The sequence below is a fragment of the Streptococcus sp. ELY_90 genome (assembly GCF_058314475.1).
Map to the genome: position 1 here is coordinate 32,914 of NZ_JBZFUJ010000003.1, position 22,501 is coordinate 55,414.

A 22,501-nucleotide genomic window follows, 5' to 3' on the forward strand; every position below is an offset into this window, starting at 1 on the left:
TTCTATTTTTATTTTTCTCTTAACTGCGTTTAAGGGATTTAAAAATCCGCAGGCCGGCTAAATTATTAGGCGAAGTAAAAGGAAATAAAGCGTTTTGTCTTAATTTTCTGACTTTTGTCGTAGTAAAAGATTGAAAAAAATCAAAAAAGTGATAAAATAAGGATATTACAGTAAAAAGGAGATATACTTTGACAAAACAGTATAAAAATTATGTCAACGGTGAATGGAAACTCTCTCAAGATGAGATTAAAATTTACGCTCCCGCTTCAGGTGAAGAGCTTGGTTCTGTTCCTGCTATGAGCACTGATGAAGTAGATTATGTCTATGCTTCAGCTAAAGCTGCATTTCCGGCTTGGCGTGCACTTTCTTATGTGGAGCGTGCCAACTATATCCGCAAGGCAGCTGATATTTTGCAAAGTAAAGCAGAAGCGATTGGTTCTGTCCTTTCCAAAGAAATTGCTAAAGGACTTAAATCATCTGTCGGTGAGGTTACACGTACAGTAGAAATCATGGAATTTGCGGCTGCTGAAGGCGTTCGTACACAAGGTGAAGTTCTTGAAGGCGGAAGCTTTGAAGCTGCCAGCAAGAAAAAAATTGCCGTGGTTCGCCGTGAGCCAGTAGGTCTTGTTTTAGCAATTTCGCCATTTAATTATCCGGTGAATCTTGCCGGCTCAAAAATCGCTCCGGCGCTTATCACAGGAAATGTCGTTGCCTTTAAGCCACCGACGCAAGGCTCGATTTCAGGACTTCTTTTGGCAGAAGCCTTTGCAGAAGCCGGACTTCCTGCCGGTGTCTTTAATACAATTACCGGACGCGGTTCTGTTATCGGTGACTACATTGTTGAGCATAAGGCTGTTGACTTTATCAACTTTACAGGTTCGACACCTGTTGGTGAAAACATTGGCCGTTTGGCTGGTATGCGTCCAATCATGCTTGAACTTGGCGGTAAAGATGCGGCTATCGTGCTTGAGGATGCTGATCTTGAGCTGACAGCTAAAAATATCGTTGACGGTGCCTTTGGCTACTCAGGTCAGCGTTGTACAGCTGTTAAGCGTGTGCTTGTCATGGACAGCGTTGCTGATGAATTGTCTAAGCTTATCGTTGAGCGGGTCAATAACTTAACTGTTGGTTTACCGGAAGATAATACGGACATCACACCATTGATCGATACAAAAGCTGCTGATTATGTAGAAGGTCTTATCAATGATGCCAAAGAACGCGGTGCAACAGCCCTGACTGACATTAAACGTGAAGGCAATACTATTTATCCGACAGTCTTTGATAATGTCACAACGGACATGCGTTTGGCTTGGGAAGAACCATTTGGTCCAGTGCTTCCGATTATTCGTGTCAATTCAATTGAAGAAGCTGTTCACATTGCTAACCAATCTGAATTTGGCTTGCAAAGTGCTGTTTTCACCAATGATTATCCAATGGCGTTCAAAATTGCAGAGCAGCTTGAAGTCGGTACTGTTCATATCAATAATAAGACACAGCGCGGTACAGATAACTTCCCATTCTTGGGTGCTAAAAAATCAGGTGTCAATACACAGGGTGTTAAATACTCTATCGAAGCTATGACTAGAATTAAATCAGTTGTATTTGATATCAAATAAACCTTTATGAAACTCAGTTTTTGCTGAGTTTCATTTAATTTTCAAAAAAATGATAACGTTTACATAAAAATGTGGTATAATAATAAAAGATAATATTTTGAGGAGGAATATAATGGTCACACGACAACATTTTTCAGAAGAGTCTATGCGCAAAAATAACCCTTATTTTTCAGCATTAAAGACAACCATCGAAACTGCTTTTTACGAAAATCACGTGGTTTCGTTAAAGGGGCTGGCAGAAGCTTACCGCTTAGCCGCTAAAGCTCCCAATACTATCGTTTTAGATTCACCAGTTGCTCACGCCGATGATTTGGGTCTTCCGCGGGATGCTAAAATCCTCTTGGAAAATTCAGGCGGTATTGTCGGGCGGACTGCCAAAGCACGTCGGATTTTCGGACGAGACAGTGCAGAAGATGCTAAAATTTTGCAAATTGTGCGTGAAGCAATTTTCCAAGCAAGACACCGCACCTTTTACCGTGCAGATGCCATTGTAGGTCTTGATGAAGCCTTCATGCTCCGCGCTCATTTGATGGTTCCGCAGGATGATATCAATAATCTGTATTCATGGCTTAATAACTTCCAGATGTTAAACGATACCTACCGTGCACGTTTGAAAAATTCCAAACGCTATGAAGAAACGGATATTTATATCTTCTCAGATCCGGAATGGAGCCACCCCGATTATCCGGATGGATTGGTTTACTTTGACACTAATCATAACTGTGCAGCTATCTTGGGTCTTCACTATTTTGGAGAACTGAAGAAAGCAACGCTGACCTTAGCTTGGGGTACTGCCAATCGGAATAAGTTTGTTGCCTGCCACGGCGGACTGAAAATTTTTGAAAAAGACAATCAAGAATCACACGTAGCTTCTTTCTTCGGACTTTCCGGTTCCGGTAAATCAACATTAACCCATGCAAAACATGACGGTAAATACAATATTAATGTGCTGCATGACGATGCCTTTGTCATTTCTGAGGAAGACGGCTCAACAATCGCTCTGGAACCTTCCTATTTCGATAAGACCAGTGATTATCCGGCAGGGCACAGAGAACAAAAATATTTTGTAACCGTTCAAAACTGCGGTGCTGCCTTGGATAAAGAAGGGCATCTTCGTTTGGTGACAGAAGACGTCCGCAACGGTAACGGACGTACAATCAAATCACGTTTCTCAACACCGAACCGTGTTGACCGCATTGATGATCCGATTCAATCCATCTTTTGGATTATGAAAGATGACTCTCTGCCACCGCTCATTAGAATTACAGACCCTGTGATGGCTTCAACAATGGGCTGTACCCTAATCACCACACGTTCGACTGCTGAAAATACTTCGGACAGTCTGGATACCTTGATTATTGAACCTTATGCTAACCCATTTCGTGTTTATCCGCTGGTGGAAGATTATCTGAAATTCCAACACCTGTTTGAATCAGGCGTTAAATGCTATATTATCAACACAGGTTCTTACTTAGGTCAAAAAATTCCTAAAGAAACATCTTTAAGTGTTATCGAACAAGTTGTGGACGGCACGGCAGAATTCAAGCCTTTCGGCTCTGTCAAAGGGTTCGAATATTTAGCTTCGTCTGATTACAAAGTTCCTAACTTTGATCAGGCTTACGTTAAAATTATCCGTCAGCGGATGAAAGTGCGTCTGCAGTACTTAGAATCATTCAACCAAAAGAATCCAAAATCAGCTCTGCCGGCAGAAGCTATCTCTCATTTGCAGGATGTCATTGATAATTTGGCTTAATCTCTTTTTGATAGATAATGCGTTTATAAAGAAAGCAGAGAAATAATTGAAAATGCTGGAACATTTTGTCCCGGCATTTTTTATGCGCTTCTTTTATTTTGAACGTAAAACCTGGTTTTTTAAGAAAAGCTCTGATACATTGGCAAATTTTTTCAGTTTTTTCAGCTCTTCCTTATGAGTGACAAAGGTAATGACTGCTCCTGTTTTTCCCATACGGCCTGTACGTCCGGCTCGGTGCGTATAGGCTTCTTTGTCACGGGCCAGGTCAAAATTAATAACGTATTCTAACCCGTCAATATCAATCCCGCGCGCTACCAAATCAGTCGCTAAGAGCAAAGCCAGCTCGTGTTCTTTAAATTTTTCAAGAATAACCTTGCGGAATTTTACATTGACATCGCTGGCCAGTGAGACAGCAGACGCATGGCTGTACTGCAGGCGTTCTTCGCTGGCTCCCAAATCGGACAGACTGTTGAAAAAGACCAGGGCGCGAAAATTGGGTATATTGGCAAATTTGCGCAGGAGTTCCACGCGCTCCCGCTTATCGACAGTGATATAGTAGTGCGAAATGCTGTCTAATGTTTGATCGGATAAATCAACCGTAAGGGTGTCTGCTGCCAGATCGGTTGTGCTGAGCTTGTTTGTAGCGCTCATATAAATCATTTGGTGGCTGCGAGGCACACGATTAACAATCCCTTCGACAAACTGGTACTGGGAGTCATTTAAGAGGTCATCAAATTCATCCAGAACAATAGTATTGACAGCCATCATCTTGATTTTCTTGAGTCTGACCAGCTCAAAGACTCGACCCGGAGTTCCGATGAGAATTTCAGGGCCTTTTTTCAAGCGCTCGATTTGCCGCTTTTGGCTGGAGCCCGACAGGAAAAGCTGAGCTGTCAGACCAAGAGGTTCAGCCCAGGTTTTGGTCACTTCAAATAACTGTCCGGCTAATTCGCTGTTGGGTGCTAAAATCAGCAGCTGCTGAGCCTTTTTAGGCTGAAGAGTTAACAGACTGGGCCAGAGATAAGCCAGTGTTTTTCCTGTTCCCGTGGGGCTTATACCCAGAAAGTTTTGCCCGTTTTTGATGGGTTCAAAAGCTTCTTTTTGAATCTGGGTAAAGTCTGCAAAATGGAGCTGCTGAAGTTTATCCTGCCAGCTGCTTGGAAAGTGTGTGTTCATTGGTTATCCGCCTTAAATACAATGCCTGCGCTTTGGCGCATTTGATAGAGGATCTGACTGGCAGACTTTGCGTCCTCCAGCCAAATCTGGTAAAGTGTTTCATCTGGATTTGCAATCATTTGAGAAAAATGCTCGGCCTCTTCCAGCATCAGGTGCTCAATTTCTGCGAGCGCCAATTTTTCGCGAGTGCCGTCAAGTTTTTGGAAAACAGCAGAGCTAATCCCCTGAATATGATTGAGTAGCAAGGTCCCGTCGGTCGTGTAAATTTCGGCATATTCCAGGGTGTTGTAATTTTTTCCGGTTCTGATAGATACGTGAAAATGCGGATAAATCAGATTGCCGTTGCCGTTTAAGTCAACCGTGTTTTCCAGCTGTGTGGCAGTGTAATTAACACTTTTTGGTTTGCCGAACAGCTTCAAAGCCGCATAAATGGGGTAAATTCCCAGATCAACAAGGGCTCCGCCTGAAAACCTGTCTGAAAAGACATTTGGCATTTTCCCATCAAGCAGATCCTTCATTTTTGAAGAATATTTAGCGTAGGAAAAATCAGCACCGATAACGGTTTTATGAGCCAGAAAGTCTTTGATAATAGCCATCGATGCTTCATGGTAGTTTCTGGCCGCCTCAAAGAAAAAACACTTTTTCTCAGCTGCCAGCTGAATAATCTCAGACAGCTCTTCGGGTTTTGAAAAAGCTGGTTTTTCAACAATAATATGTTTGCCGGCTTCCAGAGCAGCCTTTGCATGTTCAAAGTGAAGTGCGTTTGGGCTGGCAATATAGAGGACATCAAAATCATGTTCCAAAAAATCAGCCAAATTTTCATAGCAAAAGACATCATGGTAACGGGCAGAAAAATTTTCTGCTGTTTCCAGCTTTCGTGAATAGACAGCTGTCAGCTGATACTTTTGCGACAGATCAGCGGCTTCGATAAACTGATGTGAAATAGATCCAGTTCCGATAATACCAAGTTTAAGCATAGGATGCCTCCGGCTCTTTAAATTTTTATTTCATTATAACATGATTTAGTGTAAAATAGATAGGAAGATATTTCAGTGAAGTAAAAGAAAGGAATGAAAAAGGACAAAAGCTTCATTTATGAAGGCTGATGCAGCAATAAACAGTCTGACGCTGTTTTTTCGGGCTGTTTCAGACTAATAGTCAAAATTTAGCTATTTAGTGTCCTTCTTGTTTATTATGCGAAAAAAACCGATTATTATTGGTGTCACAGGCGGTTCCGGCGGAGGAAAGACCAGCGTTTCACGGGAAATTTTATCTCACTTTCCCAGTGCCAAGATCGCTATGATTGAGCACGATTCTTATTATAAGGATCAGAGTCATCTGACCTTTGAAGAGCGTGTTACGACCAATTACGACCATCCTCTGGCTTTTGATACGGATTTGATGATTGAACACATCAAGGAGCTGCAGGCGGGGCGTCCGGTGGATATTCCTATTTACGATTATACGCAGCATACGCGCAGCGAAAAAACGTATCGGCAGGAGCCGCAGGACGTTTTTATTGTGGAAGGGATTTTGGTCTTGGAAGATGAGCGTCTGCGTGATTTGATGGACATCAAACTTTTTGTGGACACTGATGATGACATTCGCATTATCCGGCGTATCAAGCGCGATATGGAAGAGCGCGGCAGAAGTCTTGACAGTATCATTGAGCAGTATATGGAGGTCGTTAAACCCATGTACCATCAGTTTATTGAACCGACCAAGCGTTATGCCGATATTGTTATCCCGGAAGGCGTCTCTAATGTGGTAGCTATTGATCTGATCAACACCAAAATTGCCAGCATTCTAAAAGATTCTTACTAAAGCACAGGTTCATCTGTGTTCAGACTGTAGACAAACCCCTGTTTGCTTACCAAGGTAAGCAAACAGAATCTGTAGGCTGCCATATAAATTAAATTTTTCACGAGAGCAAGCGAGCTAAATAAAGGATACTTCCGCCGTGATGAAAGTGTCAGAATTTGTTGGGCATGTAAGCCGATTCTGACACTCGGAAACTTTGAGACTAATTGAACACGGGCTGTGGACTGTGCAAAATAGATGAGTATCTCCTAAAGTCTTCTGAGACTCATCGTCGAACTCCCTAATTTTGCTGTGTCCACTAACGCCCTTTGTATCTTACATTAGGCTCAAAGTTTAGGCATGGAATTCCGGAGGAAGTCGCTGCCGTCCGACATCACCTAAGGAAATATCAAAGAAAAGAGACTGTTTCTTCAAACTGAGCACAGGTTCATCTGTGCTTTTTGCCTGCCTGCAAAACTAGCAAAAATGGAAATGATGCTGAAAAAAGAATAAAAAACTAGAAAACGCTTTCTGATAGTGCTACAATAAAGATATTAAAGTGAAGTGGAGTAAGCTATGAAAGTAACGATGAAAGAAGTTGCTGCATTGGCAGGAGTCGGTGTCGGGACTGTTTCACGTGTCATTAACGGAGTCAGGGTCAAAGACAGCACTTATAAGAAGGTACAGGCTGCTATCAAAGAGCTTAATTATCAGCCGGACGAATATGCCAGAGGGCTGAAAACAAATAGAAGCAACAGTATTGCACTGCTTATTCCGACAATCTGGCACCCCTTTTTTTCAGAATTTGCTTACTATACTGAAAAGAATTTAAGTAAGTTTGACTACAGGCTTTATATTTGCAATGTTGAAGAAAATGCCCTAAATGAAATCAAATACCTTGAAATGCTGAAGAGTAACAAGGTTGACGGGATTATCGGCATTACCTATTCCGATATTGACCAGTATGTTTCAACCAATCTGCCCTTTGTCAGTATTGACCGGCATTTCTCTGAAAATATTCCTTATGTCACGTCGGATAATTTTTTAGGCGGACAGCTGGCTGCTCAAAATTTGATTGAGAGAGGTGCCAAGCATCTGGCTTATATCGGCGGTAAAAATAAGTTTGAAAATGAAACGACCAATCGCAAAAAAGGGTTTTATGCCTACAGTGAAAAAGAAGGTTTTGCGGTGGAAAAATGCGACTTGCCGGAACCTATTGAAGATCTGGAAGGTAAATTAGAAAAATTTTTCTTGGATCATCCGCAAATTGATGGGATTTTTACTGTTAATGATTTTATGGCTCTGACAGTTATGAAAGTGCTGAAAAAGCTGGGCAAAGAAGCACCGAAAGACTATCAAATCATTGGTTTTGATGGCTTGAAATCAGCTATTAGCCAAGATTATTTTTTATCGACCATCAGCCAGTCAACCGATCTTTTGGCCAAGTCAGCTGTGGAGCTGCTGCTGAATTTGATCAACGGTGTTTCGGCAGAAAAAAGAATTATTGTTCCTGTTCAGTTTAAAGAAGGAGGGACAACTAAAAAATAGACGCAATTTCGAAAAAGGGGCTTGACAAAACCAATGAAAGCGCTTATAATTTATTTGTATTTGAAACGTTTCCATTTTATAAAAACCCTTTTATTTTTACTTAAAAATTGAAACGTTTCCAAAAAAAGAAAAAGTCAGGAGGAACGCCATGCGTAAAGGATTAGTCGGATTGGCAGCAGTTTCTGCCCTTGTGCTGGGCTCCCTTGCGGGATGCGGCAGAGGGGCAAAGAATCAAAAAACGGATTCAGACCCGAATACCATTAAAATCTGGGTTCAGTTTTCAGATGAAACTGCAGAAGGGAAGGCTTGGAAGGAAATTGTCAGTGGTTTTAACAAGGAACATAAGGGTGAGTACAAAGCCGTTACAGAATACATCCCTCGAAGCGGCAGCGGCGGCGGATATGAAGATAAGGTTAATGCGGCCATTACAGCTGATAATTTGCCGGATGTTATTACCTTAGACGGCCCCAATACAGCTGCTTATGCCCATGCAAAAGTGATTATCCCGCTTGATAAATATGTCAAAGATGCCAATATGGACGATGTTTTGGACAGTATCAAACAGCAGGGAACGTATAAGGGCAAGCTCTATGCTTTTGGTTATTCAGAGTCCAGTGTCGGTGTTTATTACAACAAAAAAATGTTTAAAGAAGCAGGCATTGATTTATCAAAGCTGCCAACCATTGATGACCCTTGGACATGGTCGGAATTTAATAGCATCAGCAAACAGCTGAAAAAACATTTTAAAAGACCTGCTATTGATTTCAAACTGAATTCTATTGATGAAATGCTGCCGTATGCTTACATGCCGCTGATTTGGTCAAATGGGGGCACCGTTGTTAACAGCAAAGGAACCAAGGCAGAAGGCTATTTTAACAGCCAAAAAACAGTAGAAGCAGTCGAATTTATCCAAAATCTGGTTAGGAAGGGCTATACAACCATCAGTCCTGTAGAAAAAGGATTTGAAACAGAGGTTTATCCTATGCTCCTAAGCGGTTCATGGACAATCAATGATATGGCCGCAAACTATAAGAATGTTGACTATGGTATTTTGCCATATCCGGTATCAGATAAAACGAAAAAGCTGGTTTCACCAACGGGAAGCTGGCAGATTGCAGTGACTTCAAAATCGGACAAACCAAAAATTGCGGCAGAATTTGTCAAGTACGCAACGAATACAAAATCAAGTAAAATTATCAGTCTGGCCAACAGTGTTCTTCCAATTCGCAAATCAACAATTGAGGACATGAAAGATGAAGTTCCTAAAGAAATGGCCTTCTTGATGGAACAAAATCAAAAGTCCGGCCATGCTCGTCCGGTTGTCGTGGCTTATCCGCAAGTATCGCGTGCCTTTCAGCAGGCTATGCAGGATATCAGTTACTACAAAGAAAATCCTGATGTTAAAAAAGCACTTGATATAAAGGCTAAAGAAATGCAGCAGGCGATTGACGACGCTCTGGACTGACAAAAAACGACGGCAGATTTTCAGCTGCAGTATTAAAAAGCTGTTCTCTCTGCCATTTAGAAAGGGTAAATGAATGTATAAAAATAATAAGTTAAAAAACAATTTGCTGGGTTATGCATTTTTGTCGCCTGCCTTGATACTGCTGTTAATTTTTCTGGTGATTCCGGTTTGCATGGTTTTCTACTATGCTTTTACCAACTATTATTTGCTGACACCGGATGCCAAGCAGTTTGTCGGCTTAAATAATTTTATCAAACTTGCACAAGATCCCATTTTTCTAAAGAGTATTTTAAATACTTCCAAATTTGTTGTCTGGATTATTCCTGTTCAGCTGGGATTGGCTCTCGGCATGGCCTTGATTATTAACAAACCGCGCAAGGGGAATATGTTTTTCAAAGTTGCTTTCTTTGCACCGGTAGTCATGTCGCTGGTTGTCATTTCGATTCTTTGGCTGTATTTGTTAAATCCTAATAATGGTTTGCTCAATGCCTTATTGAATCGCATCGGAATTGCTTCACAGCCTTTCCTGACCAGTCCTAAACAAGCCATGTATGCGATTATTTTGGTTTCTGCCTGGCAGGGAGCCGGCTATCAAATGCTCTTATTCCTTGGCGGTCTGCAAAATATTCCTCACGATGTTTACGAAGCAGCAGAACTTGATGGCTTTTCAAAATTTCAGCAATTTCGCTACATCACTTTGCCACTGTTAAAACCGACAGCCTTGTTTGTTTTGCTGACGACCTTGATTTCAGCCTTCAAGCTCCTTGTACAGCCAATGGTTATGACTCAAGGAGGACCAATGAACTCAACAATGACCATGGTTTATTATATCTATCAAAAAGGTTTCACAGATCGTTTGGTTGGATACTCAAGCTCAATCGCTTTAGTCTTTACGACCGTTATTGGCCTTATTACCCTTGTACAAAGACGCGTACTAAAGGAGGATGACTGATCATGAAAAACAAATCTGTTAAAATTTTAGAATATGTCCTGCTGACTCTTTTAGCATTCTTATTCCTGTTTCCAATGGTTTGGATGATTGTGTCTTCCATGAAACTGGAAGCTGATGTTTATAATAACTTGACATCATGGAAAGCCTTTTTGCCAAGTCTGAATCCGGCAAATTGGTTCAAACCTTATCAGGAAATTTTAAGCCGTTTCAGTATTTTTACTTATTTGGGCAACAGTATTTTCTATTCAGTGACCTTTGCTCTGGGTTCCATTATCATCAATGCTTTAGCAGGTTTTGCCTTTGCCAGAATTGATTTTACCGGGAAAAAGATTCTTTTTGGTCTTTTGTTGGGATTGTTGATTATTCCGATGGAAACCATACTGATTCCGCAGTTCACCATCATTAATACTTTAGGTCTGGTTAATAATCGTTTGGCGGTTATTATTCCGGGAATGGCCAGCGTTTTTAATATCTACTTGTTTAGAAATTTCTTTATTGCCATTCCGGAAGAAATCGTTGAATCTGCACGCATGGATGGGGCAGGAATCGTACAGACTTTCTTTAGGATTATGCTGCCCATGTCAAAACCGGCAGTAGCCACCGTAGGGGTCTTGTCGTTTATCAGCAGCTGGAATGATTACATCTGGCCGTTGATGGTTCTGACAGATTCGTCAAAATTCTCAATGCAGGTAGCGATCACAACCATTAATACAACACAGCCTGTTTATATCAACCAAGTTATGGCCGTTTTGACGATCTCCACTATCCCATTGATTATCGTCTATGTAGTTGCTCAAAAATATATTGTTCAAGGTTTGGGCAGCTCTGGAACAGGTATCAAATAGGAGATGTAAATGGGAAGAAGTATTGACAAAGTTAACCAGTATATTGAAAAACATAAAAGTGAGACAGACAGCCGCTACAGAGAAAAATTTCATGTCATGGGGCCGATCGGCTGGATAAATGATCCCAATGGTTTTGTTTACTACAAGGGAGAGTACCATCTTTTTTATCAGTTTTATCCTTATGACAGTGTTTGGGGTCCCATGCACTGGGGCCATTCCAAATCAAAGGATCTAATCCACTGGGAGGACTTGCCTGCAGCTCTGGCGCCGGATGAGCCTTATGATAGAGACGGCTGCTTTTCAGGAAGTGCAGTTGTTGCTAATGATCAGCTGGTTCTCATGTACACCGGTTTCGTCAATCAAGACGGTAAAATCAAGCAGACTCAGTGCATGGCTTATTCTACGGACGGTATTACTTTTGAAAAATCGCCTTTGAACCCTGTCATTGCGGAGTCTCATATAGAAGGTATCGCGGATATCGCAGACTTCAGAGATCCGAAGATATTTGCCAAAGACGGCCGTTATTATGCGGTTGTTGCTGCAAAAACGCGTGACAGCAGAGGGCAGATTTTACTGTTTCAATCGGACAATACTCGAGACTGGGCCTTTAAATCGGTTCTCTTAGAAGGCACGCCAGAACAAGGAATTATGTGGGAGTGCCCGGATTTGTTTGAGCTGGATGGTAAATGGGTGCTGCTCGTCTCACCGATTGAAATGAAGGCACAAGGCCATGCCTATAAAAATTTGAATTCGACTGTAGCTTTTATCGGAGAACTTGACTGGGAAAGCGGCAAATTAAGTGTTGACAATTATCATGAGATTGACAGCGGTTTGGATTTTTATGCGCCGCAGACCTGCTTGGATGATTCCGGCAATCGCATTATGATTGCCTGGATGCAGATGTGGCAGCGTAATATTCCGACACATGACCTAGGCCACAGATGGGCCGGTATGATGACTCTGCCAAGAAAGCTGAGTGTGAAAAATCTCAGACTCTGTCAAGAACCAGCTCCGCAGCTCTATGATTACTGTGAGACAGTTAAAGAATGGCAGGGACAGCTGACATCGGATCATCCTTTGGAGTTTAGCGCTATTACGGGCTCTCAGCAATTCATTGAGCTCAACATTTCGAGAGAGTCTTCATGGGAATTGCTTTATCCTTTACAAGCAGACGGCAGGGCGGCAATCAGTTTGACTTACAATGCTGATGAGCAGCTGCTGAGTTTAAGCCGAGAAAACTTCGGCTATGCAATCAAGGGGCTGGAAAATCCGGTTTTGAACAGCCGCAGCCTTGATGTCAGCGATTTAGCTGCTGCTGATTTGGAGCTTGAGATCGTCAGAGACACATCGTCTGTTGAAGTCTTTGTTAATCAGGAAAAAACACTGTCCATGACCTTTTATGAAAAAGCTGCTGCTGATTGCCTGTCCCTTCGTTCTCAAGGAAAGACAAGGGTTCAGACATTATCCGTTTCAACGATTAGAGTTAACTGAAGATGAGGAGTTCACTATGTCCATCAAAAATCAAACCATGCTCATTACTTACTCAGACAGCCTGGGTAAGAATTTAAAAGAATTAGAAGACAATCTGGAGCGCTACTTTGGTGCGGCCGTCGGCGGGGTGCACCTGCTGCCCTTCTTTCCCTCAACCGGGGATCGCGGCTTTGCCCCCATTGCCTACGATGAGGTCGATCCTGCCTTTGGTGACTGGGCTGATGTCAAGCGCCTGGGAGAAAAGTACTATCTTATGTTTGACTTTATGATCAATCATATCTCGCGTCAGTCGAAATACTATAAGGATTTTCAAGCTAAAAAAGAAGCTTCGGCCTATGCAGATTTATTCCTGCGCTGGGAAAAATTCTGGCCGCAGGGCCGACCTACTCAGGCCGATGTGGATTTGATTTATAAGCGCAAAGACCGCGCGCCCATGCAGGAAATTGTCTTTGCGGACGGCAGCACGGAACATCTCTGGAATACCTTTGGTGAGGAGCAGATCGACCTTGATGTCACCAAACAAGTGACTATGGACTTCATCAAAGAGACCATCGAACACCTGGCAGCCAACGGCTGTGACCTGATTCGCTTGGATGCTTTTGCTTACGCCGTGAAAAAAGTAGATACCAATGATTTCTTTGTGGAGCCTGAAATCTGGGATCTGCTCTCTAAAGTGCAGGAGATGGCGCAATCAGCCAGCGCTGATATCTTACCGGAAATCCATGAGCATTATAGCATCCAGTTTAAACTGGCGGATCATGACTATTTTGTGTATGACTTTGCCCTGCCCATGGTGACGCTCTACTCGCTCTACAGCGGAAAAGCCAAGCGTCTGGCAGACTGGCTGAAAAAGAGTCCCATGAAACAATTCACGACCCTGGATACCCATGATGGGATCGGCGTTGTAGATGTCAAGGACATTTTAACGGACGAAGAAATTGCCTATACCTCAGATGAGCTCTATAAAGTCGGCGCCAATGTCAACCGCAAATACTCAACGGCTGAGTACAATAACTTAGATATTTATCAAATCAATACGACTTATTATTCGGCGCTTGGCGATGATGACCGCAGATATTTTGCGGCCCGTCTCATTCAGGCCTTTGCTCCGGGAATTCCGCAGGTCTACTATGTTGGTTTCTTGGCCGGCAGAAATGATTTGGAACTTTTGGAGAAGACCAAGGAAGGGCGCAATATCAACCGCCACTATTATACGAGTGAGGAACTAGCGCAGGAAGTTGAGCGTCCCATTGTTAAATCCCTGCTCAAGCTGTTTACCTACCGCAATCAGTCGGCAGCCTTTGACCTTGATGGAAACATTACTGTTACAAATCCGGATGAAAACACCGTGATTATTACCCGCAGCAATGCAGCTAAAACGGTAGAGGCAAGGGCGGAGATTAATTTGAAAACACTTGATTACCGTGTTACTGAAAATGATCAACCCATCTATTTTGACTAAAAAGGAGTAAAGAGAGAAGCTTATGGTAGAATTACGTTTGAATCACATTTATAAACAATACCCCAATACCAGCCATTATGCGGTTGAGGATTTTGATTTGACGATTAAGGATAAGGAATTTATCGTTTTTGTCGGTCCGTCAGGCTGCGGGAAGTCAACTACTCTGCGCATGGTAGCGGGTCTCGAGGACATCAGCAAGGGAGTGCTGAGCATTGATGATGAAGTGGTCAATGACAAGGCTCCCAAGGACCGTGATATTGCCATGGTCTTTCAAAACTATGCCCTCTATCCGCACATGAGTGTCTATGACAATATGGCCTTTGGGCTCAAACTCCGCAAATATTCCAAAGACGCTATTGATCAGCGGGTGAAAGAAGCTGCTCAGATTCTTGGCTTGAGCGAGTTTCTTGACCGCAAGCCGGCAGACCTTTCAGGCGGTCAGCGCCAGCGGGTGGCCATGGGACGGGCCATTGTCCGGGATGCCAAGGTCTTTTTGATGGATGAGCCGCTCTCTAACCTCGATGCTAAGCTTCGGGTGTCCATGCGGGCAGAGATTGCCAAGATCCATCGCCGTATCGGCGCCACCACCATCTATGTGACCCACGATCAGACCGAAGCCATGACTCTGGCCGACCGTATTGTCATCATGAGTTCGACTAAAAATGAAGACGGGTCAGGCACGATTGGCCGAGTGGAGCAGATTGGAACACCGCAGGAGCTTTATAATCAGCCGGCTAACCAGTTTGTGGCAGGTTTTATCGGCAGCCCGGCTATGAATTTCTTCAAGGTGACTGTTGAGAAAGAGCGCTTGGTTGGCGAGGGAGGCTTGGAGCTTGGTCTGCCGAAGGGTCAGGCTAAGCTTCTGGAAAGCAAAGGGTATCTGGGCAAGGAAGTGATCTTTGGAATCCGTCCGGAAGATCTGTCCAGCCGGCCCATTGCTCAAGAGACTTATCCGGCAGCGACAGTGGCAGCAGAGGTTCAGGTTTCAGAGCTGTTGGGGTCAGAGACCATGCTGTATGTCCGGCTGGGAGAAAATGAGTTCACAGCCCGGGTGGATGCCCGTGATGTGTATCAGCCGGGAGAAAAGGTTCAGCTGACCTTCAATGTAGCCAAAGGGCACTTCTTTGATGCACAGACCAAGCAAGCTATCCGATGAGTCAAATAAAGGAAGAGACGGAGAATTTTCCGTTTTTTCTGCTTATAGCGCAGAATGCTGCAGCCATGGTTTTATGTATATAGCTGTTTGGTTTTTGAAAAAGCAGTTGGAATTCATTGTTTGATTTTTCAGAAAATTTCTTAAATGATATTGACAATCATTTTAAAAAAAGGTATGATAATAACAAGTTACATCTGAAAGGAAAAAGTCAAATGTTTACACGAAATGACGCTTTGTTGTTGAGGTGTGAGGGCTAGTGCAAAAGCATTAGTCCTGTTTGGCTTACCAAGCGGGATAACAAACATCTCGCTTGGATTTCCGAGTGAGATGTTTTTTTATTTATATAGTGGCTTAAAGGATCAAAGACAGTATGCCGGTTTGACGGCTGGATTCAAGTCTGTAAAACGGTTTAACAGCCTACTGGGAGCTGTCGTAAATCTATTTAAGGCTATTATGATTTTTTCAATTAGAAGGTGGTATCTTATGCATAAGGTTGAATTTCTTGACACGACACTTCGTGATGGTGAGCAAACGCCCGGCGTTAATTTTTCGGTAAAAGAAAAAGTTGCTATCGCTAAGCAGCTGGAAAAGTGGGGTATTTCCTCCATTGAAGCAGGTTTTCCGGCAGCCAGTCCGGATTCATTCGAAGCAGTTAAGCAAATTGCAGCAGCGATGACAACGACAGCTGTGTCCGGTCTGGCGCGCTCAGTCAAATCTGACATTGATGCCTGTTATGAAGCCATCAAGGATGCCAAATTTCCTCAATGCCATGTCTTTATTGCGACCAGCCCAATCCATCGTCAGTTTAAACTCAAAAAATCAAAGGAAGAAATTTTGGCAGCTATCAAGGAACATGTTGCCTATGCCCGTTCTAAGTTTGACGTGGTTGAATTTTCACCGGAAGATGCAACCCGTACAGAGCTTGACTTCCTGCTGGAAGTTGTCCAGACAGCTGTCGATGCCGGAGCAACTTACATCAACATTCCAGATACAGTTGGTTTCACAACGCCGGCAGAATTTGGGCATATTTTTGAGTATTTGATTGAAAATGTAAAGTCTGACCGTAAAATCATTTTCAGTCCTCACTGCCATGATGATCTTGGTATGGCAACAGCCAATACTCTGGCAGCTATTAAGGCCGGTGCAGGCCGTGTAGAAGGAACAGTCAACGGTATTGGTGAGCGTGCCGGAAATGTAGCTCTTGAAGAGGTGGCAGTAGCACTTAATATTCGTGAGGATTATTTTGAGGCTTCTTCTGACATTGTGCTTAATGAAACGGTTAATACTTCTGAATTGGTGTCGCGTTTTTCAGGGATTGCCGTTCCTAAAAATAAAGCAGTTGTCGGCGGGAATGCTTTCTCACACGAGTCCGGTATTCATCAGGACGGTGTGCTTAAGAACCCTCTTACTTATGAAATTATCACGCCTGAATTGGTTGGTGTTAAAAAGAGCTCACTGCCGCTTGGCAAATTATCCGGCCGTCATGCCTTTGTTGAAAAGCTCAAAGAACTGGCTCTGGACTTTGAAGAGTCTGAAATTGTAGCTCTCTTTGCCAAATTTAAAGCTCTGGCTGACAAAAAGCATGATATCACTGATGCGGATATCAGAGCCTTGGTGGCAGGAACCAGTGTTGAAAATCCGGAAGGCTTCCATTTCAAAGATTTGCGGCTGACATCAAATGAAGACGATACCATCACAGCACAGGTCATCATGGTTAATGAAGATGGCGAAGAAGTTGATATTATTGCTAACGGCAAGGGCTCTGTAGAGGCCATCTTTAATGCTATTGATAAATTCTTTAATCAAACCGTTAAGCTGGACAGCTACAATATTGAGGCTGTTACAGACGGTATTGATGCTCAGGCACGGGTGCTGGTTTCCGTTGAAAATGTGGATACAGATACCATCTTCAATGCTTCTGGGCTTGACTTTGACGTTTTGAAAGCCAGCGCCATTGCCTATATTAACGCCAATACCTTTGTTCAAAAAGAAAATGCCGGTGAAATCGGGCACAAAGTTTCGGAACGCGATTACCCAAGCAACGACTAGGAGGAAAAATGAAAAAGATTGTAACACTGGCAGGAGACGGCATCGGCCCGGAAATTATGGCAGCCGGTCTGGAAGTTTTAGACGCGGTTGCTGCTAAAACAGGCTTTGCTTATGAAACTCAGGCCAAAGCCTTTGGCGGTGCAGGAATTGATGCCGGCGGCCACCCGCTGCCTAAGGACACTCTGGAAGCTGCAAAGTCGGCAGATGCCATCCTTTTAGCCGCAATCGGCAGTCCGCAATACGATCAAGCACCTGTTCGTCCCGAACAAGGTCTCTTAGCCATCCGCAAGGAGCTCAATCTCTTTGCCAATATCCGCCCAGTACGTATCTTTAACGCTCTCAAGCACTTATCACCCTTGAAGCCTGAACGTATTGAAGGGGTTGACTTTGTCGTTGTGCGTGAATTGACAGGCGGCATCTACTTTGGTGAGCATAGGTTAAACGCTGATTCAGCGCGTGATGTCAATGATTATTCCGCTGCTGAAATTCGCCGTATCCTGCGCAAAGCCTTCGAGATTGCACGCGGACGCAGTAAGAAAGTAACCAGTATTGACAAGCAAAATGTTCTGGCAACATCAAAACTCTGGCGAAAGATGGCCGATGAAGTGGCCCAAGAATACCCGGATGTTACCTTGGAGCATCAGCTGGTAGACAGCGCAGCCATGCTGATGATTACAGATCCTGCCCGCTTTGATGTGGTCGTGACAGAAAATCTCTTTGGTGATATTTTATCAGACGAATCCAGCGTGCTGCCGGGAACGCTGGGAGTGATGCCGTCAGCCAGTCATTCCGAAAATGGACCGAGCCTTTACGAACCCATTCACGGTTCAGCTCCTGATATTGCCGGTCAGGGTATCGCTAATCCTATTTCCATGATTTTGTCGGTTGCCATGATGCTGCGTGATTCTTTTAAGGAGACAGAGGCTGCTGCTTTAATTGAAGCCGCAGTGGATAAGACCCTGTCTCAGGGAATATTAACCCGTGACCTGGGCGGTTCAGCTGACACTGCTGCACTGACAGGAGCTGTTATTGCTAATTTATGACTGTCAAAACACTACTCTCTCTTAGCTTAGCAGCTTGGAACCTGCTGGTCTTTATCACTTATGGAATAGACAAGCGTAAAGCAAAACGCGGTGCCTGGAGAATTTCAGAAAAAACGCTCTTGCTGGAAAGTCTTGGCTTAGGTGGCATAGGCTCTTTATCGGCAGGCTGCCTCTTTCGGCATAAGATAAGAAAGTATTACTTTTGGCTGGCTTGGTTAATAGGATCATTGATAGATATGATTGTAATTTACATTTTTTGGAGAATCTAGTATGAGTGGAAAATCAATATTTGATAAGCTGTGGGACCGCCATGTTATAACAGGAAAAGAAGGCGAACCCCAGCTCATGTATGTGGATCAGCATTATATCCACGAAGTTACCAGTCCTCAGGCTTTTCAGGGGCTTAGGGACGCAGGCAGAAAGGTTCGCCGTCCTGATCTGACCTTCGGAACTTTTGACCATAATGTGCCGACAGTCAATATCTATGACATTCGCGATGTCATCTCTAAGGCGCAGATGGATGCTCTTGCCAGAAATGTTGTCGAATTTGAAATTCCTCATGCTGACCACGGTTCTGAAAATCAAGGAATTGTGCACATGGTCGGCCCTGAAACGGGCCGCACCCAGCCGGGGAAATTTATTGTCTGCGGCGACAGCCATACGGCCACTCACGGGGCTTTTGGCGCAATCGGCTTTGGCATCGGGACAACGGAAGTAGAGCACGTCTTTGCCACCCAGACCATCTGGCAGGTGAAACCAAAGAAATTATTAGTTAAATTTACAGGACGTCCGCAAAAAGGGGTTTATTCCAAAGACTATATTTTGGCCTTGATTGCCAAGTACGGTGTTGCTGTCGGGGTGGGCCATGTTGTCGAATATGTGGGCGAAGCGGTTGATGCTCTCAGCATGGAAGAACGCATGACCATTTGCAATATGTCCATTGAATTCGGCTCTAAAATGGGAATTATGAATCCTGATCAGAAGACTTTTGACTATCTCAAAGGCAGAGAATGTGCTCCTCGGGATTTTGAGACGGCAGTTGCTGATTGGAAGACCTTGGTCTCAGATGACGATGCCCGGTATGACAAGGTCATTGAAATGGATGTCTCAGAGTTAGCTCCTATGGTTACTTGGGGCACCAATCCGTCAATGGGAGTGGCCTTCGGTCAGGCCTTTCCTGAAATCAAAGATATGAATGATGAGCGGGCTTATCATTACATGGATATGCAGCCGGGTCAAACAGCCGAGGATATTGAGCTGGGCTATGTCTTTTTGGGCTCTTGTACCAATGCCAGACTCAGTGATCTCAAAGAAGCAGCTAAGTTTGTGGCCGGCAAGCATATTTCGCCTAATCTGACCGCCATTGTGGTGCCGGGCAGCCGTCCTGTCAAAAGAGCTGCTGAAAAGATTGGCTTAGATAAGATTTTTATGGAAGCCGGTTTTGAATGGCGGGATCCGGGCTGCTCCATGTGTTTGGGCATGAATCCGGACAAGGTTCCTGAAGGCATGCACTGTGCCTCGACCAGCAACCGCAATTTTGAAGACAGACAGGGAGTCGGTGCCAAAACGCATCTTTGCAGTCCGGCTATGGCAGCGGCAGCCGCAATTGCCGGCCGTTTTGTAGATGTTCGTCAGTTACCGGAGGCACAGGCTTAATATGGAAAAATTTACAATTTATACAGGAACGACAGTTCCGCTCATGAACGACAATATTGATACGGACCAGATTTTGCCTAAGCAATTTTTAAAATTAATTGATAAAAAAGGTTTCGGCAAGTATCTCATGTATGAATGGCGGTATTTGGATCATAACTATACTGAAAACCCGGACTTTATTTTTAACAAGCCGGAATACCGCAAGGCCAGTATCTTAATTACAGGTGATAATTTTGGAGCAGGTTCTTCGCGGGAGCATGCTGCCTGGGCTTTGGCGGACTATGGTTTTAAGGTCATTGTGGCCGGTTCTTTTGGCGATATTCACTACAATAACGATTTAAACAATGGCATCCTGCCCATTATTCAGCCCCGGGAAGTTCGTGATAAACTGGCTGGGCTGGCACCGACAGATGAGGTAACAGTTGATCTCTACGAGCAAAAAATCTTTTCGCCAGTGGGAGAGTTCAGCTTTGACATTGACGGTGACTGGAAGCATAAGCTGCTAAACGGTTTGGACGATATCGGTATCACACTTCAGTACGAAGACCTGATTAACGAATACGAAAAAAACCGCCCCAGCTATTGGCAGTAGGCTGTTTTATAAAGTTTAGAAAGTTCTGAAAAATCAATAAATAACATTGCTTTTAGGGATTAAGCATGATAAAATAAAAAAGTATTATTAATTTAGATGGAGAAAACTAATGACAAAACATATCCATTGGGATGGCAATCTTTCACAAGAAGGTCTTGAAATTATCAAGGGCAAAGGCGGCGTTATCGTTTGTCCGACCAAGGTTGGCTACATCATCATGACTGCTGACAAGGAAGGACTTGAACGCAAATTTGATGCCAAAGAGCGTAAGCGCAACAAACCAGGTGTGGTTTTGTGCGGCAGCATGGATGAATTGCGGGCGCTTGCTCAGCTGACTCCTGAAATTGAAGCTTTTTACCAAAAACATTGGGATGAAGATATTCTTTTGGGCTGCATTTTACCATGGCGCAAAGATGCTTATGCCGATTTGAAGGCCATTGGTGACGGCCGTGAAGAGCTGATGACAGATGCTCGCGGAACATCATGCTTTGTGATCAAGTTTGGTGTTGCCGGAGAACAGCTGGCCAAGGAAATGTGGGAAAAAGAAGGCCGTATGGTTTATGCCTCATCAGCAAATCCATCAGGCAAGGGCAACCGCGGCAAGGTTGAAGGCATTGGTGAACGCATCGAATCAAAGGTTGACCTTGTTATTGAAGCCGATGATTATGTTGCCTCTATCCAGCCGGATAAAACAGTTGAAACCCGCTATGAACAAGGGGTTATGGTCTCAATGGTGGATGCAGACGGAAAGCTCATTCCTGAACAAGGCAAAGACAGCCGCTCAATTGAGCCATGTCCGGTCGTTATCCGCAAGGGTCTTGACATCGATAAAATCATGATGCACTTGTCAGATACCTTTAATTCATGGAATTACCGCCAAGGGGAATACTATTAAGCAGGAAAAGTCACTCGCAAGGGTGATTTTTTAGTGCAGGAGCAGCTGCATTCAGTGCAGATGGATTGAATGGCCTGCGCAGATAATTAGGGAAAAGATTTGTGTCAACTATGGTAAATCAACTACTGATTTATTGAAAAACATTTTATTTTCAAGTCATATCCATTGAATTTTCAAAGAAGAGAGGCTATAATAGGTTTGTGTTAAAACATATCATTTAGGAAAGGACATGAAAATGAAAAAATTTTTTGCCGAATTAATCGGAACTTTTATCCTTGTTTTCGTCGGCACCGGAACAGTTGTTTTTGGTAATGGCGTAGGAGCTGGAGGGGTTGGTCATCTAGGCATTGCCCTTGCTTTTGGGCTGTCTATCGTAGCAGCAGCCTACTCAATCGGAGCCGTTTCAGGTGCTCATCTCAACCCGGCAGTTTCCATCGCGATGTTTGTCAACAAGCGTATGGATGCTAAGGAACTTGTCAATTACATCGCAGCACAAGTCGTCGGAGCTATTCTTGCCTCAGCAACTGTCTTCTTTTTGATGACAAACTCAGGTATGTCTCTGGATAAAATCGGACTTGGACAAAACGCCTTGGCAAACGGTGTCACACCTCTGGGAGGTTTTCTCTTTGAAACAATCGCAACATTCATCTTTGTTTTAGTGATTGTAACGGTGACATCTGAAAGCAAAGGAAACGGAAAAATTGCAGGTATTGTCATTGGTTTGACTTTGGCTCTGATGATTCTTGTTGGTCTTAACATTACCGGGCTTTCAGTTAACCCTGCCCGCAGCTTAGCACCTGCTCTCTTTGTTGGCGGTCAAGCACTCAAGCAAGTCTGGATTTTCATCTGTGCACCAATTGTTGGCGGTGTTCTTGCGGCTATCGTCGGAGACAAGCTTATTGGTACAGAAGAATAAGACCTTGTTTCACAGTTAAAAAGCTTAAGGGTAACGTCACCACAGCTCTTTGAGCTGCACAAAAATGTTTACCTTTAAAAATTCGC

The 22,501-nt window shown here is 43.6% G+C and carries 19 protein-coding genes; 17 read left to right on the forward strand and 2 right to left on the reverse strand.

What is annotated here, in order from left to right; all coding sequences use genetic code 11:
- Nucleotides 1–188: 188 nt before the first annotated feature.
- Entirely contained in the window at nucleotides 189–1,616 is a 1,428-nt protein-coding gene (locus tag AC4HAF_RS02760) for an NADP-dependent glyceraldehyde-3-phosphate dehydrogenase (RefSeq protein ID WP_491091421.1), read from the forward strand.
- 112 nt (nucleotides 1,617–1,728) lie between these two features.
- Nucleotides 1,729–3,369, forward strand: coding sequence for a phosphoenolpyruvate carboxykinase (ATP) (locus AC4HAF_RS02765; RefSeq protein WP_491096578.1), 1,641 nt, complete (start codon nucleotides 1,729–1,731; stop codon nucleotides 3,367–3,369).
- A gap of 93 nt (nucleotides 3,370–3,462) precedes the next feature.
- Here AC4HAF_RS02765 and AC4HAF_RS02770 read toward each other — a convergent pair whose 3' ends face one another.
- Both AC4HAF_RS02770 and AC4HAF_RS02775 read right to left on the reverse strand, forming a co-directional pair.
- Nucleotides 3,463–4,545 (reverse strand): DEAD/DEAH box helicase, encoded by a 1,083-nt coding sequence (locus tag AC4HAF_RS02770; RefSeq protein ID WP_491096579.1) that lies wholly within the window; start codon nucleotides 4,543–4,545, stop codon nucleotides 3,463–3,465.
- Nucleotides 4,542–5,522 (reverse strand): Gfo/Idh/MocA family protein, encoded by a 981-nt coding sequence (locus tag AC4HAF_RS02775; RefSeq protein WP_491096580.1) that lies wholly within the window; start codon nucleotides 5,520–5,522, stop codon nucleotides 4,542–4,544. Before AC4HAF_RS02775 ends, AC4HAF_RS02770 begins: the two co-directional genes overlap by 4 nt.
- A gap of 217 nt (nucleotides 5,523–5,739) precedes the next feature.
- On the opposite strand from AC4HAF_RS02775, the gene udk reads away from it, so the two are divergent.
- The 15 genes from udk to AC4HAF_RS02850 all read left to right on the forward strand — a co-directional run bounded on the left by udk (nucleotide 5,740) and on the right by AC4HAF_RS02850 (nucleotide 22,415).
- Nucleotides 5,740–6,369, forward strand: a complete 630-nt coding sequence (gene udk, locus AC4HAF_RS02780; protein WP_491091417.1) for a uridine kinase — start codon at nucleotides 5,740–5,742, stop codon at nucleotides 6,367–6,369.
- A 552-nt stretch (nucleotides 6,370–6,921) separates the two neighbouring features.
- Nucleotides 6,922–7,893, forward strand: a complete 972-nt coding sequence (locus tag AC4HAF_RS02785; protein ID WP_491096581.1) for a LacI family DNA-binding transcriptional regulator — start codon at nucleotides 6,922–6,924, stop codon at nucleotides 7,891–7,893.
- Nucleotides 7,894–8,041: 148 nt separating this feature from the next.
- Nucleotides 8,042–9,358, forward strand: coding sequence for an ABC transporter substrate-binding protein (locus AC4HAF_RS02790; protein WP_491091415.1), 1,317 nt, complete (start codon nucleotides 8,042–8,044; stop codon nucleotides 9,356–9,358).
- Nucleotides 9,359–9,431: 73 nt separating this feature from the next.
- Entirely contained in the window at nucleotides 9,432–10,310 is an 879-nt protein-coding gene (locus tag AC4HAF_RS02795) for a carbohydrate ABC transporter permease (RefSeq protein WP_075346130.1), read from the forward strand.
- A gap of 2 nt (nucleotides 10,311–10,312) precedes the next feature.
- Complete coding sequence (locus AC4HAF_RS02800) at nucleotides 10,313–11,155, forward strand: carbohydrate ABC transporter permease (protein WP_491096582.1); 843 nt, start codon at nucleotides 10,313–10,315, stop codon at nucleotides 11,153–11,155.
- Nucleotides 11,156–11,164: 9 nt separating this feature from the next.
- Nucleotides 11,165–12,646, forward strand: a complete 1,482-nt coding sequence (locus tag AC4HAF_RS02805; protein ID WP_491096583.1) for a glycoside hydrolase family 32 protein — start codon at nucleotides 11,165–11,167, stop codon at nucleotides 12,644–12,646.
- A 16-nt stretch (nucleotides 12,647–12,662) separates the two neighbouring features.
- Nucleotides 12,663–14,108 (forward strand): sucrose phosphorylase, encoded by a 1,446-nt coding sequence (gene gtfA, locus AC4HAF_RS02810; RefSeq protein ID WP_491096584.1) that lies wholly within the window; start codon nucleotides 12,663–12,665, stop codon nucleotides 14,106–14,108.
- A gap of 22 nt (nucleotides 14,109–14,130) precedes the next feature.
- Complete coding sequence (locus AC4HAF_RS02815; RefSeq protein WP_491096585.1) at nucleotides 14,131–15,264, forward strand: ABC transporter ATP-binding protein; 1,134 nt, start codon at nucleotides 14,131–14,133, stop codon at nucleotides 15,262–15,264.
- 483 nt (nucleotides 15,265–15,747) lie between these two features.
- A complete protein-coding gene (locus tag AC4HAF_RS02820) occupies nucleotides 15,748–17,313 on the forward strand; it encodes a 2-isopropylmalate synthase (RefSeq protein WP_491096586.1) in 1,566 nt (521 codons plus the stop codon).
- 8 nt (nucleotides 17,314–17,321) lie between these two features.
- On the forward strand, nucleotides 17,322–18,356 hold the full coding sequence (gene leuB / locus AC4HAF_RS02825) for a 3-isopropylmalate dehydrogenase (RefSeq protein WP_491096587.1): 1,035 nt from the start codon (nucleotides 17,322–17,324) through the stop codon (nucleotides 18,354–18,356).
- Nucleotides 18,353–18,625 carry a DUF1294 domain-containing protein gene (locus AC4HAF_RS02830; RefSeq protein ID WP_491096588.1) on the forward strand — a complete coding sequence of 91 codons (273 nt, stop codon included), beginning with the start codon at nucleotides 18,353–18,355 and terminating at the stop codon, nucleotides 18,623–18,625. The genes leuB and AC4HAF_RS02830 overlap by 4 nt, the downstream gene beginning before the upstream one ends.
- A 1-nt stretch (nucleotide 18,626) precedes the next feature.
- Nucleotides 18,627–20,012 carry a 3-isopropylmalate dehydratase large subunit gene (gene leuC / locus AC4HAF_RS02835; RefSeq protein ID WP_491096589.1) on the forward strand — a complete coding sequence of 462 codons (1,386 nt, stop codon included), beginning with the start codon at nucleotides 18,627–18,629 and terminating at the stop codon, nucleotides 20,010–20,012.
- A 1-nt stretch (nucleotide 20,013) separates the two neighbouring features.
- Nucleotides 20,014–20,604, forward strand: a complete 591-nt coding sequence (gene leuD, locus AC4HAF_RS02840; protein ID WP_491091405.1) for a 3-isopropylmalate dehydratase small subunit — start codon at nucleotides 20,014–20,016, stop codon at nucleotides 20,602–20,604.
- Nucleotides 20,605–20,713: 109 nt separating this feature from the next.
- On the forward strand, nucleotides 20,714–21,499 hold the full coding sequence (locus tag AC4HAF_RS02845) for an L-threonylcarbamoyladenylate synthase (RefSeq protein ID WP_027975636.1): 786 nt from the start codon (nucleotides 20,714–20,716) through the stop codon (nucleotides 21,497–21,499).
- 235 nt (nucleotides 21,500–21,734) lie between these two features.
- A complete protein-coding gene (locus AC4HAF_RS02850; protein WP_491091403.1) occupies nucleotides 21,735–22,415 on the forward strand; it encodes an MIP/aquaporin family protein in 681 nt (226 codons plus the stop codon).
- Nucleotides 22,416–22,501: the final 86 nt, after the last annotated feature.

What these genes read in the sequence shown, in the direction of transcription:
- AC4HAF_RS02785 (WP_491096581.1), top strand. Translation starts at nt 6,922, where the DNA reads ATGAAAGTAACGATGAAAGAAGTTGCTGCATTGGCAGGAGTCGGTGTC.
- AC4HAF_RS02850 (WP_491091403.1), top strand. Translation starts at nt 21,735, where the DNA reads ATGAAAAAATTTTTTGCCGAATTAATCGGAACTTTTATCCTTGTTTTC.
- AC4HAF_RS02845 (WP_027975636.1), top strand. Translation starts at nt 20,714, where the DNA reads ATGACAAAACATATCCATTGGGATGGCAATCTTTCACAAGAAGGTCTT.
- udk (WP_491091417.1), top strand. Translation starts at nt 5,740, where the DNA reads ATGCGAAAAAAACCGATTATTATTGGTGTCACAGGCGGTTCCGGCGGA.
- AC4HAF_RS02820 (WP_491096586.1), top strand. Translation starts at nt 15,748, where the DNA reads ATGCATAAGGTTGAATTTCTTGACACGACACTTCGTGATGGTGAGCAA.
- AC4HAF_RS02805 (WP_491096583.1), top strand. Translation starts at nt 11,165, where the DNA reads ATGGGAAGAAGTATTGACAAAGTTAACCAGTATATTGAAAAACATAAA.
- leuD (WP_491091405.1), top strand. Translation starts at nt 20,014, where the DNA reads ATGGAAAAATTTACAATTTATACAGGAACGACAGTTCCGCTCATGAAC.
- leuC (WP_491096589.1), top strand. Translation starts at nt 18,627, where the DNA reads ATGAGTGGAAAATCAATATTTGATAAGCTGTGGGACCGCCATGTTATA.
- AC4HAF_RS02830 (WP_491096588.1), top strand. Translation starts at nt 18,353, where the DNA reads ATGACTGTCAAAACACTACTCTCTCTTAGCTTAGCAGCTTGGAACCTG.
- gtfA (WP_491096584.1), top strand. Translation starts at nt 12,663, where the DNA reads ATGTCCATCAAAAATCAAACCATGCTCATTACTTACTCAGACAGCCTG.
- AC4HAF_RS02815 (WP_491096585.1), top strand. Translation starts at nt 14,131, where the DNA reads ATGGTAGAATTACGTTTGAATCACATTTATAAACAATACCCCAATACC.
- AC4HAF_RS02770 (WP_491096579.1), bottom strand. Translation starts at nt 4,545, where the DNA reads ATGAACACACACTTTCCAAGCAGCTGGCAGGATAAACTTCAGCAGCTC.
- AC4HAF_RS02790 (WP_491091415.1), top strand. Translation starts at nt 8,042, where the DNA reads ATGCGTAAAGGATTAGTCGGATTGGCAGCAGTTTCTGCCCTTGTGCTG.
- leuB (WP_491096587.1), top strand. Translation starts at nt 17,322, where the DNA reads ATGAAAAAGATTGTAACACTGGCAGGAGACGGCATCGGCCCGGAAATT.
- AC4HAF_RS02800 (WP_491096582.1), top strand. Translation starts at nt 10,313, where the DNA reads ATGAAAAACAAATCTGTTAAAATTTTAGAATATGTCCTGCTGACTCTT.
- AC4HAF_RS02795 (WP_075346130.1), top strand. Translation starts at nt 9,432, where the DNA reads ATGTATAAAAATAATAAGTTAAAAAACAATTTGCTGGGTTATGCATTT.
- AC4HAF_RS02775 (WP_491096580.1), bottom strand. Translation starts at nt 5,522, where the DNA reads ATGCTTAAACTTGGTATTATCGGAACTGGATCTATTTCACATCAGTTT.
- AC4HAF_RS02765 (WP_491096578.1), top strand. Translation starts at nt 1,729, where the DNA reads ATGGTCACACGACAACATTTTTCAGAAGAGTCTATGCGCAAAAATAAC.